The sequence below is a fragment of the Citrobacter sp. wls827 genome, from assembly GCF_005280875.1.
GTDB classification, from domain to species: Bacteria; Pseudomonadota; Gammaproteobacteria; order Enterobacterales; family Enterobacteriaceae; genus Citrobacter; species Citrobacter youngae.
This window is the reverse complement of sequence record NZ_SZWR01000037.1, coordinates 54,014-67,678: the sequence shown is the minus strand read 5'-3', so window position 1 is coordinate 67,678 and position 13,665 is coordinate 54,014. Positions and strand designations below refer to the sequence as shown.

Here is a 13,665-nt window from a genome sequence, read left to right as displayed (position 1 = left end):
AGGCCGTCCTGCACCCGCTAACTGCCCGGACAAGTTAGTGCTGTTTCAGTTTATCTTTATGTTTTGTTAACTGCCGAGCCAGTTTATCAATTAAACCGTCAATGGCGGCGTACATATCCTGACCTTCCGCGCTGGCATGAATTTCGCCACCGTTCACATGCAGTGTTGCATCCGAGATGTGTGTGACCTTCTCCACTTTCAACACAATATAGACCTGATTAATCCGGTCGAAATATTGCTCAAGCTTGGCGAACTTTGTGGTGACAAAGTCGCGCAGGGCCTCAGTGATTTCGACGTTATTTCCAGTGATGTTGAGCTGCATAGTGTCTTCCTTATCGGTTGGGTCAAACCAGCTGTTTGCGCTGGTTAGACGGCGGAATGGATAAAGACTCTCGGTACTTCGCAACGGTGCGGCGTGCCACCATGATACCCTGTTCTGACAACATAGAGGTTAACTTGCTGTCACTCAGCGGTTTCGCGGGGTTTTCCGCAGCAATTAATTTCTTCACTAATGCGCGGATAGCTGTAGAAGAGGCTTCGCCTCCACCTTCAGTGTTAACGTGACTGGAGAAGAAATACTTCAATTCAAAAATGCCGCGCGGACTGTGCAGATACTTTTGCGTGGTCACTCGGGAAATGGTCGATTCATGCATCTCGACGGCCTGGGCGATATCGGCCAGAACCATCGGTTTCATATACTCTTCGCCTTGCTCAAAGAAGGCTTGCTGTTGCTCAACGATACAGCGGCTAACGCGCAATAGCGTGTCATTGCGGCTTTCCAGACTTTTAATCAGCCATTTTGCATCCTGCAGGTTGCTACGAATGAACTGGCTGTCAGCATCATTGCGCGCGTTATTGCACAGGGCGGCGTAGTGTTGGTTGATCTGTAAACGCGGAATGCTGTCACTGTTGAGTTCGACTACCCAGCGATCGTTATGCTTACGCACCAGCACATCCGGGATGACGTACTCTGGTTCACCGGTCTGGATAGATTGTCCAGGTCTTGGGTCAAGCGACTGGATAAGATTGACGGCTTCTTTCAGCACATCTTCTTTCAGTCGGGTTACGCGCATCAGGGTGCGGAAGTCGTGGTTGGCGAGCAGATCAAGGTGATCGCTGATGATCAGGCGTGCTTCTTCCAGCCACGGCGTGACTTTATCAAACTGTGAAAGTTGGATCAGTAAGCAGTCGCGGAGATCTTTTGCCGCTACGCCCACGGGATCAAAACGCTGAACGCGTTTAAGCACGGCTTCGATTTCATCGATACCGATGTCGTCATCGCCCATGCTGTCGAGAATGTCGTCCAGCGTGACGGTGAGATAGCCCGTTTCGTCGACTGCATCCACAATTGACGTGGCAATAGCACGATCGGTATCTGAGAATGGGGTCAGTTCCACCTGCCACATCAGGTAATCTTGCAGCGATTGCGTGGTTTCACCCTGATACACAGGCAGTTCGTCGTCAATGTAATCCCCGCTGGTGCCAGACGGCGTCCCTGCGGTGTAAATCTCATCCCAACTGGCATCCAGCGGCAGCTCTTCTGGCATCTCTTTTTGTTCGAGTGCGTCAGCCGTATCGAGGGATTCGCTATCCTGCTTTTCCTGGGTATCAATTTCGTCGTGAAGATCGGTTTGCTCGAGCAGTGGGTTACTTTCCAGCGCTTGCTGAAGTTCTTGCTGAAGTTCCAGCGTGGACAACTGCAACAGACGGATAGCCTGTTGTAGCTGAGGCGTCATCGCCAGTTGTTGGCTAAGCCTGAGTTGCAAACCTTGCTTCATGTTCAGAGTTGTTGTCTCCTGCGGTGACGTGAAGTCTACTACCCTATCAGAGTCTGAAGTCTTCCCCAAGGTATACGCGTTTAACGTGCTCGTCCTGCAGGATTTCTGTCGGCGTACCGTGTGCGATCAGGTGTCCCTGGCTCACAATGTAGGCGCGCTCACAAACAGCCAGCGTTTCGCGCACGTTATGGTCGGTAATCAGCACGCCAAGCCCGCTGTCGCGCAGGTGTTCAATAATACGTTTGATATCAATGACGGAAATTGGGTCAACACCGGCAAAGGGTTCATCCAACAGGATAAATTTTGGATTAGCGGCCAGTGCGCGGGCGATCTCCACACGGCGGCGTTCCCCACCGGAGAGTGCCTGTCCAAGGCTGTCACGCAGATGTTCGATATGGAATTCTTCCATCAGCTCATTGGCGCGATCTTCACGCTGCTCGCTGGAAAGATCGTCACGAATTTGCAGTACCGCCATCAGGTTATCAAATACGCTCAGGCGACGAAAAATAGAGGCTTCCTGCGGTAAGTAGCCGATACCGCGACGGGCACGCGCATGCAGGGGTAACAGACTGATATCTTCGTCATCAATGATAATGTTGCCCGCATCGCGCGGGACAATGCCGACAACCATGTAAAAGGTTGTTGTTTTGCCCGCACCGTTAGGGCCGAGCAGACCGACGATCTCCCCGGAGTTGACGGTCAGGCTGACATCTTCCACCACACGACGGCCTTTGTAGGCTTTTGCAAGATTCTTTGCAGTTAATGTTGCCATAACGAATCAGTTACCTTTTTTCTCTGCCGGAGCCTTGGTCTTGTTTTTGTCCTGCAATTGCGACGGAACCAGAACGGTGGTGACGCGTTTGCCTTTCTCACTGAAGGCCTGCATTTTCTGTTCTTTTACCAGATAGGTGATCTTATCGCCCGTGATGTTGCTATCGAGTTGTTCCAGATAAGCCTTACCGGTAAGGACGACGAAATCTTTTGCCAGCTCATAGTGCATCTGTGAGGCGCGGCCTTTAACCGGTTTACCATTGTCCTGCATCTGGTAAAAGGTCGCCGGATTGCCATAACCGTCAATCACTTCTTTACCGTCTTCACCGCCCGGACGCGTGACGACGACCTTATCGGCATTAATTTTGATCGTGCCCTGAGTCACGATGACATTGCCGGTAAACGTCACCACGTTGCCCTGCATATCCAGAGACTGCTGGTCCGATTCAATGTGGATCGGCTGCTCGGTATCGCCGGTGACGGCGAATGCCGGAATGCTGGCGGCCAGAAGTGAGCTGGCAAGCACAAGATTAAGGCTGAGTTTGTTTGTTTTGGATTTCATATGAGGTTCTAACCTTTTCAATCAGCTCGGCGTTCTTGCTGCGTAAGTTGCCGCGCATCTTCAGTCCGCTGGAGTTAAATGTTGTTCCATACAACGTGACCAGATCATCGGAAGTGACATCTTGCGTCACAAGGTTGATCTGCGCGTTATCGGTAGTAATTCTGCGTAGTTGAGAGTCAGGCACCAGCGCGTTAACCTCAACATGGCCATACAGGTACAGCATCCGATCGTTGGTCAATTTGGCTTTATCGGCCTTGATTGACCAGGTCGGTACTTTGTCCTTATCAAACGTGGTTAACACCGGTTGAGTGAACCACGAAACTGCTTGATCTGAATAATATTCAACGTGTTGCGCGATCAAATGATAGCTCAGCGCGCCCTCAGGGCTGTACACGACGGTGTCGGTATGCTCGCTCTTATAGGTTGGCTCGTTGTTATTAACGACAACCTGAGCGGTGTCGTCTTTGTCTGCCAGGTTAATACCAATCATCACAAGGACAGCCAGCGACAGTAGAATGATAACCCAACGTCTGGTTTTGCTCATATCGATTGCCCTTTGGCCTCATCCAGTTTGCCCTGCGCCAGCAGTAATAAGTCGCAGACTTCGCGCACTGCGCCGCGTCCCCCGTCGATACGGGTGACGTAATCGGCCCGCGGGATCAGCAACGGATGAGCATCCGCTACCGCTACGCTTAATCCCACTTTTGCCATCACCGGCCAGTCGATCAGATCATCGCCAACATACGCCACATTCTCAGGCGCGATCGCCAGTTTGCTAAGCAGATCTCCAAAGGCAACCAGTTTGTCCGACTGCCCCTGATACAGATGTGTGATCCCTAATGTGGCACAGCGATCTTCTACAAGTTTAGCCTTTCGTCCGGTAATAATGGCAACCTCAATGCCGGAAGTGAGCGCGCAGCGAATTCCGTAGCCATCGCGGACGTTAAACGCCTTCAGCTCTTCACCGTTGTTGCCCATATAAATCAGACCATCAGACAGTACGCCATCCACATCAAGGATCAGCAGACGGATGTTTTCTGCCCTGGTGATGACGTCAGTGCTGACGGGTCCATAACAGGTCGCAAGCGACGCACCTGCTTTACTCATTTTCTTTATCCTTGAGTTTCTTACACTACACCTGCACGCAGCAGATCATGCATATGTAACACACCCAGTAACTGGTCGCCATCAGCAACCATTACCGAGGTGATATGGCGGGACTGCATTAAGTTCAGCGCATCAACGGCAAGAATCCCTGGACGCACGCGAATGCCCCCAGGGGTCATCACATCCGCAATGCCTAACTGGCGTACATCAACGCCCATATCGAAGACACGACGTAAATCGCCATCCGTAAAGATGCCGTCAATCTTCATCGCGTCATCGCAAATGACGGTCATGCCGAGGTTTTTCCGCGTGATCTCCAGTAAGGCGTCACGCAGGCTGGCACTTTTGGTCACATGCGGGATTTCGTCTCCCGTATGCATAATATCGTTAACGCGCAACAAAAGCTTACGCCCCAGTGCGCCACCAGGATGAGATAACGCAAAATCTTCTGCAGTGAAGCCGCGTGCTTTTAGTAACGCAACGGCAAGCGCATCGCCCATGACCAGCGTTGCGGTCGTGCTGCTGGTCGGTGCCAGACCTAATGGGCAGGCTTCTTTGGGCACTTTAACACACAGATGGACATCTGCTGCACGCGCCATACTGCTTTCCGGACGACCCGTCATGCAAATAAGGGGGACATGCAGGCGTTTTAACACCGGAATTAACGCTGCAATCTCATTAGATTCACCGGAGTTAGAAATGGCAATCACGACGTCCTGCGGTGACACCATACCCAGATCGCCATGTGCGGCTTCGCCAGGATGCACAAAAAATGAGGGCGTACCGGTACTGGCAAACGTAGCGGCCATTTTGCGCCCGATATGCCCTGATTTTCCCATTCCCATCACCACGACTTTGCCCGGGCAACTGAAAATCTTTTCACAGGCGAGGGTAAAGTTCTGGTTGATGTACTGATCAAGCTCCGCCAGGCCTTCACGTTCAATTGTCAGGACTTCCTTGCCTGCTTGCTGAAAGTCAAAACCCGGTTGCAACTCTAAGTGCGACATAATGCGTTTCCAGTTATCCAACGAGAAGTGGCGATAACCAATACAGCATCGCCAGCCATATGATAAAACCGCTGGTCAGAAGCGCCCCTGCGCCACGACCAATCTGGCGCGGACGTCGCCAGCAGAGTAATGCAAAAATAACGCTCACCAGCAGCATGACGCTGTAGTCCCGGACGAAGGCCATCGGGTTGACCTCGCCCGGTGTAATCAGTGCAGGTAACCCAAGAACGATAACAATATTAAAAATGTTAGCGCCGATGATGTTACCGACGGCAATATCGCTTTCACCTTTACGCAAACCTGCAATGGCGGTTGCCAGTTCTGGCAGGCTGGTACCAATGGCGACGACCGTCAAACCGATAGTAAGCTCGCTCATGGCAAAGTAATTTGCCAGTACAGTGGCGTTATCAACCACCATACGCGTTGCCATTGGCATAATGATCAGCGCTATCCCCAGCCATAAAAATGCGACAGGCAATCCGCCTTCGCGAGGCAGTTCCGCAACTTGCTCCCGAGTCAGGCTGTCATTGCCCTGGCGTTCTGCCAGACGGGCGATTTTAACAATGAATAGCAGCCATAGCACGGCCAGAAGCAGAAGAAAGAGGCCATCACTGCGGCTTAACTGCCCGTCATACAGAACGGACGCGGCCAAAATGCTTACCAGCAACATTAACGGTAATTCACGACGCAGAACATCGGAATGCACGGTAAAAGGATGAATGAGTGCTGACAGGCCTAAAATAAGAAGAATATTGGTGATGTTGGAGCCGATGGCGGTACCGACGGCTAAATCGAGCTGCCCATTCATTGATGCCGCAACAGAGACAATAATCTCAGGTAGGGATGTGCCGATGCTGACGACCGTCATTCCAATAATGATGGGGGGGATACCGAAGGTGCGGCATAAAATAGATGCAGCAAATACCAGACGGTCGGCACCGTAGACCACCAGAAGTAAACCAATTATTAACAGTGCCGTCGCTAAAAGCATCTAAAGTCCTTTCTTCAGGTATACTCGCCGGTCCACTTGAAGGATCTTCTGGAAGCCGTAACGAATTCTTAATTTTGACTTTATGCGGCTAAAAAGTAAAACAAATGCCAGCTTTCGCTAACCAGGACAGGCAATAATCTGTAAATATGTCGAGTTCAGGGCTAAATTGAGCGCCAACTCTTCGATCAACGAGGCAATAGTAAAGGATGAATCAATGGGTCAGTCTGTGGCGAATCTAGTCGATATGCGCGATGTCAGCTTTTCCCGAGGTGACCGCTGCATCTTTGATAATATTTCCCTGACGGTGCCGCGCGGTAAGGTGACGGCGATCATGGGGCCATCAGGCATCGGCAAAACGACGCTGTTACGTCTGATTGGCGGGCAGATCCCGCCAGATAAGGGCGAAATCCTGTTTGACGGCGAAAACGTCCCAGCCATGTCTCGTTCACGTTTGTACACCGTGCGTAAGCGCATGAGTATGCTGTTTCAGTCCGGGGCGCTGTTTACCGACATGAACGTGTTTGACAACGTCGCTTATCCACTGCGTGAGCATACGACGCTGCCCAAGGCGTTGCTCAAGAGCACGGTGATGATGAAGCTCGAGGCTGTCGGCCTGCGTGGTGCGGCAAAACTCATGCCTTCTGAATTATCCGGGGGGATGGCGCGACGTGCGGCATTAGCACGCGCCATTGCGCTGGAGCCAGATCTCATTATGTTTGATGAACCGTTCGTCGGTCAGGATCCTATCACCATGGGTGTGCTGGTGAAGCTGATTTCAGAACTGAACAACGCGCTGGGCGTCACCTGCGTGGTGGTCTCTCATGATGTGCCAGAGGTACTGAGTATTGCGGATTACGCCTATATTATGGCGGACAAAAAGATAGTGGCCTACGGTAGTGCTCAGGCACTACAAGAAAATGCCGATCCGCGCGTGCGTCAGTTCCTCGATGGTATTGCCGATGGGCCGGTTCCGTTCCGCTACCCAGCGGGCGACTACCACACCGATTTACTCAAAACAGGGAGTTAAGCCACCCATGTTGTTAAATGCGCTGGCATCACTCGGACATCGGGGAATAAAAACCCTCAGGACGTTCGGGCGAGCCGGATTAATGTTGTTCAATGCGGTAGTCGGCAAGCCGGAGTTTCGCAAACATGCGCCGCTGCTGATCCGCCAGCTCTATAATGTCGGTGTCCTGTCGATGCTGATCATTATCGTTTCTGGCGTGTTCATCGGGATGGTGCTGGGATTGCAGGGATACCTGGTCCTGACAACCTACAGCGCAGAAACCAGTCTCGGTATGCTGGTGGCGCTGTCCTTGCTGCGAGAACTGGGGCCGGTTGTTGCGGCGCTGCTGTTCGCCGGGCGAGCCGGATCGGCGTTAACCGCGGAAATCGGCCTGATGCGGGCAACCGAACAGCTTTCCAGCCTGGAAATGATGGCGGTTGATCCTCTGCGTCGAGTGGTCTCTCCGCGTTTTTGGGCGGGTGTCATTTCATTGCCGCTGCTGACGATTATTTTTGTCGCCGTGGGGATCTGGGGTGGTTCACTGGTTGGCGTAAGCTGGAAAGGTATTGATGCCGGCTTTTTCTGGTCGGCTATGCAAAATGCCGTCGACTGGCGTCTGGATCTGGTCAACTGTTTGATTAAGAGCGTGGTGTTCGCCATTACGGTCACCTGGATTGCATTGTTCAATGGTTATGATGCGATTCCGACCTCCGCCGGAATTAGCCGGGCTACGACACGCACCGTTGTGCACGCCTCTCTTGCCGTTCTGGGGCTGGATTTTGTGCTGACCGCACTGATGTTTGGGAATTGAGTTCATGCAAACGAAAAAAAATGAAATTTGGGTTGGGGTATTCCTGCTGGTTGCGCTGCTGGCGGCGCTATTTGTCTGCCTGAAAGCGGCTAATGTGACCTCCATGCGTACTGAACCAACCTACACGGTTTATGCGACCTTTGATAATATCGGCGGCCTGAGAGAGCGCTCTCCCGTGCGGATTGGGGGGGTTGTTGTGGGGCGAGTTTCGGATATCTCGTTAGATCCCAAAACTTACCTGCCACGCGTAACGCTGGACATCGAATCGCGCTTTAACCATATCCCGGACACCAGCTCGCTGAGCATCCGCACCTCTGGTCTGCTGGGTGAGCAGTATCTGGCATTAAACGTGGGTTTTGAAGATCCTGAGCTGGGAACGTCTATCCTCAAAGATGGCAGTACGATTCAGGACACGAAATCCGCGATGGTGCTGGAAGATATGATTGGTCAATTCCTCTACAACAGCAACAGTAAAGGTGATGACAATAAGAATTCTGGCGATGCGCCAGCCGCAACTGAAGGCAATAATGAAGCCACTACGCCTGCGGGCGCAACGAAATAATCTCAGGAGAATCGACGTATGTTTAAACGATTGATGATGGTGGCTATGCTGGTCATTGCCCCACTTAGCGTGGCAACCGCAGCGGACCAGACTAACCCGTATAAACTGATGAATGAGGCGGCGCAGAAAACTTTCGATCGTCTGAAAAACGAGCAACCTAAAATTCGTTCCAACCCGGACTATCTGCGTCAGGTTGTCGATCAGGAGCTGCTGCCGTATGTGCAAGTAAAATATGCGGGGGCGCTGGTATTAGGGCGCTACTACAAAGAAGCTACGCCTGCGCAGCGTGACGCTTATTTCGCCGCGTTTCGCGAATACCTGAAGCAGGCTTACGGTCAGGCGCTGGCAATGTACCACGGTCAGACCTATCAGATCGCGCCGGAACAGCCGCTGGGTGATGCGACGATTGTGCCTATCCGCGTAACCATCATCGATCCAAACGGACGTCCGCCGGTGCGTCTGGATTTCCAGTGGCGTAAAAATTCTCAGACCGGTAACTGGCAGGCGTATGACATGATCGCCGAAGGCGTAAGTATGATCACCACCAAGCAAAATGAGTGGAGCGACCTGCTGCGCACGAAAGGTATTGATGGCCTGACCGCGCAGCTGAAATCTATCTCTCAGCAGAAAATCACCCTGGAAGAGAAGAAATAATGACGCAGTCACTCACCTGGACGCGTGAAGGTGACAAGCTGACGCTCGCGGGAGAGCTGGATCAGGACGTGTTAAATCCGTTATGGGATGCACGTATTGAGGCGATGAAAGGGGTCACCTGCATCGATCTGAGCCAGGTTTCCCGGGTTGATACCGGTGGTCTGGCATTGCTGTTGCATCTGGTTGACCAGGGCAAGCAACAGGGGAATCGCGTTTCGCTTACCGGGGTTAACGATAAGGTTTACACCCTGGCACAGCTTTACAATTTGCCTGACGACGTCCTTCCGCGTTAATTTTTGTAGGCCGGATAAGGCCTTGTGCCGCCATCCGGCAAAACCCCTGAAGGGGATCTACCGCCAAAGCCTTGTCTGATTTATCAGCGAGGCTTTTTGCTTATTTATGACAGCGCCACTTTGCTCTAAGATGTTGGGCTGTTTTCACTATCTGACGAATGAAGAGCCCATGGAAAATAATGAAATTCAGAGCGTGCTGATGAACGCACTCTCCCTCCAGGAAGTCCACGTTTCTGGTGACGGCAGTCACTTTCAGGTTATTGCCGTGGGTGAGATGTTTGACGGCATGAGCCGGGTAAAGAAGCAGCAATCAGTCTATGGCCCATTGATGGAGTATATTGCGGATAACCGCATTCATGCTGTGTCGATTAAAGCGTTTACCCCAGCGGAATGGGCGCGCGATCGCAAACTTAACGGTTTTTGAGCTACGGGTGATATGCCGGTAGCGAAGATGAATTCTTAACAGAGAACAGAATAATGGATAAATTCCGTGTTCAGGGGCCAACCAAGCTCCAGGGCGAAGTCACAATTTCAGGCGCTAAAAATGCCGCACTGCCGATCCTGTTTGCGGCGCTGCTGGCTGAAGAACCTGTAGAAATTCAAAACGTCCCAAAACTGAAGGACGTAGATACCTCCATGAAACTGCTGAGCCAGTTGGGGGCGAAAGTAGAGCGTAATGGGTCTGTGCACATTGATGCGCGTGACGTTAACGTCTTCTGTGCACCGTACGATCTGGTGAAAACCATGCGTGCGTCTATCTGGGCATTGGGGCCGCTGGTTGCGCGTTTTGGTCAGGGTCAGGTTTCTCTGCCGGGCGGCTGTACTATCGGCGCGCGCCCGGTTGACCTGCACATTACCGGTCTGGAGCAGTTAGGTGCCACCATCAAGCTGGAAGAAGGCTATGTGAAGGCGTCCGTTGATGGCCGCCTGAAAGGCGCGCACATCGTGATGGACAAAGTAAGCGTCGGTGCGACGGTCACTATCATGTGCGCGGCAACGCTTGCCGAAGGCACGACCATCATCGAAAACGCCGCACGTGAGCCGGAAATTGTGGATACCGCGAATTTCCTGATTGCGCTGGGTGCGAAGATCACAGGGCAGGGTACCGACCGTATCACCATTGAAGGCGTTGAACGCCTCGGCGGCGGTGTGTATCGCGTTCTGCCTGATCGTATTGAAACCGGGACGTTCCTGGTGGCGGCGGCGATTTCTCGCGGCAAAATTATCTGCCGTAATGCGCAACCAGACACACTGGATGCTGTTCTGGCGAAGCTGCGTGATGCCGGTGCGGATATCGAAGTCGGTGAAGACTGGATTAGCCTCGACATGCACGGCAAACGCCCTAAAGCGGTTAATGTGCGCACTGCGCCACATCCGGCTTTCCCGACCGACATGCAGGCCCAGTTCACGCTGTTGAACCTGGTGGCCGAAGGGACAGGCTTCATTACGGAAACCGTGTTTGAGAACCGCTTTATGCACGTGCCTGAACTGAGCCGTATGGGGGCTCACGCGGAAATCGAAAGCAATACTGTGATTTGTCACGGCGTTGAAACGCTCTCCGGTGCACAGGTAATGGCGACCGATCTGCGCGCGTCAGCAAGTTTGGTGTTAGCGGGATGTATCGCTGAAGGCACAACGGTTGTTGACCGCATTTATCACATCGATCGCGGCTATGAGCGCATCGAGGATAAATTGCGTGCGCTGGGCGCAAACATAGAGCGCATTAAAGGCGAGTAATCGCCTACGCGTGTTGTAACCCCCAGGATCGTTGATCCGGGGGTTGCTGTTTCACCACTACTCAAGACGCTTTTTTTCTTTCCGTACTCTCATCATCCGCGTTCTGTCGATGAATTCATGCGTCCTGGTGTCATGGTAGCGTGACGGCCAAATTACCCACGGGTCTGTTCCCAGTGCTCTCGCGATAATCAATTCACCTTTCGGCCATGGCCGGGTTAACGCATTTGCCAGCGTTGATGAACTCAAGCCATTCTTACGTGACTCAGCGGCCATTGACGTGCCTTTCTTACGTAGCCCCGCGATGATGTCAGCCGGATGCCAGTCAATGAATTTGCTTTCCATAGTTCCACATCTCCTTTGGTTAACCAGTTACGGTTTCACAATCAGCCTGTGGAGTTACTATACGCCTCGAGAACGAATATTCTAAAATGTTCTCGTAAAGTGCTTACATATTCAGAATATGCCAAGGTCACACATGTTGTTTGATTGTTTTTGTGATTTTTTTTAGAGCTTATAAGAACATCCCGTGTGTTGCACGGGATGCTGGGAAGCGAGACGAGGGAAATTAACGGTCGCGCTGTACGGCGATATGCGCCAGGCCAATCAGGGCTTCTTTCCACGGAGTATCTGGAAGTACCTGAAGCGCCGCGATGGCTTTATCGGCTTCTTCTTCTGCACGTTGACGGGTCCATTCCAGTGATCCGCAAGCGTTCATTGCTTCCAGAACCGGCTCCAGAAGGTGGCGACCATTACCTTGCTCAATCGCCTGGCGAATCATTTGTGCCTGCTCAGGAGTGCCGTGGCGCATCGCATGCAGTAGCGGTAGCGTAGGTTTACCTTCGTTGAGGTCATCCCCGACGTTTTTACCCAACTGCTCGCCATCTGCGCTGTAATCCAGTAAATCGTCGATAAGCTGGAAAGCGGTGCCAAGGTAACGGCCATAATCCTGCAGGCCTTTCTCTTGCTCATCGCTACAACCTGCAAGGATACCTGAACATTGGGCCGCGGCTTCAAACAGACGAGCCGTCTTGCTGTAGATAACACGCATATAGTTTTCTTCGGTGATATCCGGGTCATTGACGTTCATTAACTGCAGGACTTCGCCTTCAGCAATAACGTTGACCGCTTTAGACATCACTTCCAGCACTTTCAGCGAACCGAGGCTGGTCATCATCTGAAAGGCGCGGGTATAGATAAAATCGCCGACCAGAACGCTGGCCGCATTACCAAAGGCTGCATTCGCCGTGGCTTTCCCACGGCGCATATCGGATTCATCCACTACATCGTCATGAAGCAGGGTCGCGGTGTGGATAAACTCGATTAAGGCAGCGATCGTGACGTGGGCATTTTCCTGATAACCAACAGCGCGCGCCGCGAGTACAGCGATCATTGGACGAATGCGTTTTCCGCCGCCGCTCACGATGTAGTACCCCAATTGATTGATCAACTGGACGTCGGAATTGAGCTGTTCAAGGATTGTCGCATTGACCCCCGCCATATCTTGCGCGGTTAACTCATTGATTTTTTCTAAATTCATCGCAAAAGCCGGGCTTCTCGCCCCGATTACCTCACTATTTGAGAAGGTAACGTCGGGTTTAGGGTTAGAAATATATGCTGATTGTACTGAAAAAACGCCGCAGATAAACGTTACGGTACACGTTGTGTTTTTTTTCTTCATGTATTGACGGTAGCACTTGTCAAAGGCTCGCGTTTTGCGTAATATTCGCGCCCTATTGTGAATATTTATAGCGCACTCTGAATCATCAAAAAGGTGTGCGCGGAAGCGGAGTTTTTTATGTACGCGGTTTTCCAAAGTGGTGGTAAACAACACCGAGTAAGCGAAGGTCAGACCGTTCGCCTGGAAAAGCTGGACATCGCAACTGGCGAATCTGTTGAGTTCGCTGAAGTTCTGATGATCGCAAACGGTGAAGAAGTCAAAATCGGCGTTCCTTTCGTTGATGGCGGCGTTATCAAAGCTGAAGTCGTTGCTCACGGTCGTGGCGAGAAAGTTAAAATTGTTAAGTTTCGTCGTCGTAAACACTACCGTAAGCAGCAGGGCCATCGTCAGTGGTTCACTGATGTGAAAATCACTGGCATCAGCGCTTAAGTTAAGGGGAGCAGATTAAATGGCACATAAAAAGGCTGGCGGCTCGACTCGTAACGGTCGCGATTCAGAAGCTAAACGTCTGGGCGTAAAACGCTTCGGCGGTGAAACAGTTCTGGCTGGTAGCATCATCGTTCGTCAACGTGGTACTAAATTCCACGCTGGCTCCAACGTTGGTTGCGGCAAAGACCACACTCTGTTTGCTAAAGCAGACGGTAAAGTGAAATTTGAAGTGAAAGGCCCGAAAAACCGTAAATTCATCAGCATCGTTGCTGAATAAGT

19 protein-coding genes are annotated in these 13,665 nt (G+C 51.9%); 9 read left to right on the top strand and 10 right to left on the bottom strand.

What is annotated here, in order from left to right:
* Positions 1-34: 34 nt before the first annotated feature.
* From hpf to FDX03_RS22335, 8 genes are read right to left on the bottom strand one after another with little or no spacing between them, the layout of a single operon-like run.
* Complete coding sequence (gene hpf, locus FDX03_RS22370) at positions 35-322, bottom strand: ribosome hibernation promoting factor (RefSeq protein ID WP_005121327.1); 288 nt, start codon at positions 320-322, stop codon at positions 35-37.
* 22 nt (positions 323-344) lie between these two features.
* Positions 345-1,778, bottom strand: coding sequence for an RNA polymerase factor sigma-54 (gene rpoN / locus FDX03_RS22365; protein ID WP_048213426.1), 1,434 nt, complete (start codon positions 1,776-1,778; stop codon positions 345-347).
* A 46-nt stretch (positions 1,779-1,824) separates the two neighbouring features.
* Positions 1,825-2,550 (bottom strand): LPS export ABC transporter ATP-binding protein, encoded by a 726-nt coding sequence (gene lptB, locus FDX03_RS22360; protein ID WP_048213425.1) that lies wholly within the window; start codon positions 2,548-2,550, stop codon positions 1,825-1,827.
* Positions 2,551-2,556: 6 nt separating this feature from the next.
* Positions 2,557-3,111 carry a lipopolysaccharide ABC transporter substrate-binding protein LptA gene (gene lptA, locus FDX03_RS22355; RefSeq protein ID WP_048213424.1) on the bottom strand — a complete coding sequence of 185 codons (555 nt, stop codon included), beginning with the start codon at positions 3,109-3,111 and terminating at the stop codon, positions 2,557-2,559.
* Entirely contained in the window at positions 3,080-3,655 is a 576-nt protein-coding gene (gene lptC, locus FDX03_RS22350; protein WP_048213423.1) for an LPS export ABC transporter periplasmic protein LptC, read from the bottom strand. The genes lptA and lptC overlap by 32 nt, the downstream gene beginning before the upstream one ends.
* Positions 3,652-4,218, bottom strand: coding sequence for a 3-deoxy-manno-octulosonate-8-phosphatase KdsC (gene kdsC / locus FDX03_RS22345; RefSeq protein WP_005121322.1), 567 nt, complete (start codon positions 4,216-4,218; stop codon positions 3,652-3,654). The genes lptC and kdsC overlap by 4 nt, the downstream gene beginning before the upstream one ends.
* A gap of 20 nt (positions 4,219-4,238) precedes the next feature.
* Positions 4,239-5,225: an arabinose-5-phosphate isomerase KdsD gene (gene kdsD, locus FDX03_RS22340; protein ID WP_048213422.1), complete on the bottom strand. Its 987-nt coding sequence runs from the start codon at positions 5,223-5,225 to the stop codon at positions 4,239-4,241.
* Positions 5,226-5,238: 13 nt separating this feature from the next.
* Positions 5,239-6,216: a calcium/sodium antiporter gene (locus FDX03_RS22335; protein ID WP_048213421.1), complete on the bottom strand. Its 978-nt coding sequence runs from the start codon at positions 6,214-6,216 to the stop codon at positions 5,239-5,241.
* 214 nt (positions 6,217-6,430) lie between these two features.
* Here FDX03_RS22335 and mlaF point away from each other — a divergent pair, with 214 nt between their 5' ends.
* The 7 genes from mlaF to murA all read left to right on the top strand — a co-directional run bounded on the left by mlaF (position 6,431) and on the right by murA (position 11,279).
* Entirely contained in the window at positions 6,431-7,243 is an 813-nt protein-coding gene (gene mlaF, locus FDX03_RS22330; RefSeq protein ID WP_048213420.1) for a phospholipid ABC transporter ATP-binding protein MlaF, read from the top strand.
* A 7-nt stretch (positions 7,244-7,250) separates the two neighbouring features.
* Positions 7,251-8,033, top strand: a complete 783-nt coding sequence (gene mlaE, locus FDX03_RS22325; protein ID WP_048213419.1) for a lipid asymmetry maintenance ABC transporter permease subunit MlaE — start codon at positions 7,251-7,253, stop codon at positions 8,031-8,033.
* A 4-nt stretch (positions 8,034-8,037) separates the two neighbouring features.
* Positions 8,038-8,595 carry an outer membrane lipid asymmetry maintenance protein MlaD gene (mlaD, locus tag FDX03_RS22320; protein ID WP_048213507.1) on the top strand — a complete coding sequence of 186 codons (558 nt, stop codon included), beginning with the start codon at positions 8,038-8,040 and terminating at the stop codon, positions 8,593-8,595.
* 18 nt (positions 8,596-8,613) lie between these two features.
* The gene (gene mlaC / locus FDX03_RS22315) at positions 8,614-9,249 is read left to right on the top strand and encodes a phospholipid-binding protein MlaC (RefSeq protein ID WP_048213418.1); all 636 of its coding nucleotides are present in this window, start codon (positions 8,614-8,616) and stop codon (positions 9,247-9,249) included.
* Positions 9,249-9,542, top strand: coding sequence for a lipid asymmetry maintenance protein MlaB (mlaB, locus tag FDX03_RS22310; RefSeq protein WP_101741914.1), 294 nt, complete (start codon positions 9,249-9,251; stop codon positions 9,540-9,542). Before mlaC ends, mlaB begins: the two co-directional genes overlap by 1 nt.
* 169 nt (positions 9,543-9,711) lie before the next feature.
* Positions 9,712-9,966 (top strand): BolA family iron metabolism protein IbaG, encoded by a 255-nt coding sequence (gene ibaG, locus FDX03_RS22305; RefSeq protein WP_005121314.1) that lies wholly within the window; start codon positions 9,712-9,714, stop codon positions 9,964-9,966.
* 53 nt (positions 9,967-10,019) lie between these two features.
* A complete protein-coding gene (murA, locus tag FDX03_RS22300; RefSeq protein WP_048213416.1) occupies positions 10,020-11,279 on the top strand; it encodes a UDP-N-acetylglucosamine 1-carboxyvinyltransferase in 1,260 nt (419 codons plus the stop codon).
* Between the two features lie 57 nt (positions 11,280-11,336).
* Here murA and sfsB read toward each other — a convergent pair whose 3' ends face one another.
* Together sfsB and ispB are read right to left on the bottom strand one after the other, a co-directional pair.
* The gene (sfsB, locus tag FDX03_RS22295) at positions 11,337-11,621 is read right to left on the bottom strand and encodes a DNA-binding transcriptional regulator SfsB (RefSeq protein WP_048213415.1); all 285 of its coding nucleotides are present in this window, start codon (positions 11,619-11,621) and stop codon (positions 11,337-11,339) included.
* A gap of 223 nt (positions 11,622-11,844) precedes the next feature.
* The gene (gene ispB, locus FDX03_RS22290) at positions 11,845-12,816 is read right to left on the bottom strand and encodes an octaprenyl diphosphate synthase (protein WP_048213414.1); all 972 of its coding nucleotides are present in this window, start codon (positions 12,814-12,816) and stop codon (positions 11,845-11,847) included.
* A 258-nt stretch (positions 12,817-13,074) separates the two neighbouring features.
* Here ispB and rplU point away from each other — a divergent pair, with 258 nt between their 5' ends.
* The gene (rplU, locus tag FDX03_RS22285; RefSeq protein WP_003025032.1) at positions 13,075-13,386 is read left to right on the top strand and encodes a 50S ribosomal protein L21; all 312 of its coding nucleotides are present in this window, start codon (positions 13,075-13,077) and stop codon (positions 13,384-13,386) included.
* A 19-nt stretch (positions 13,387-13,405) separates the two neighbouring features.
* Positions 13,406-13,663 carry a 50S ribosomal protein L27 gene (gene rpmA, locus FDX03_RS22280; protein ID WP_003025030.1) on the top strand — a complete coding sequence of 86 codons (258 nt, stop codon included), beginning with the start codon at positions 13,406-13,408 and terminating at the stop codon, positions 13,661-13,663.
* Positions 13,664-13,665 lie beyond the last annotated feature (2 nt).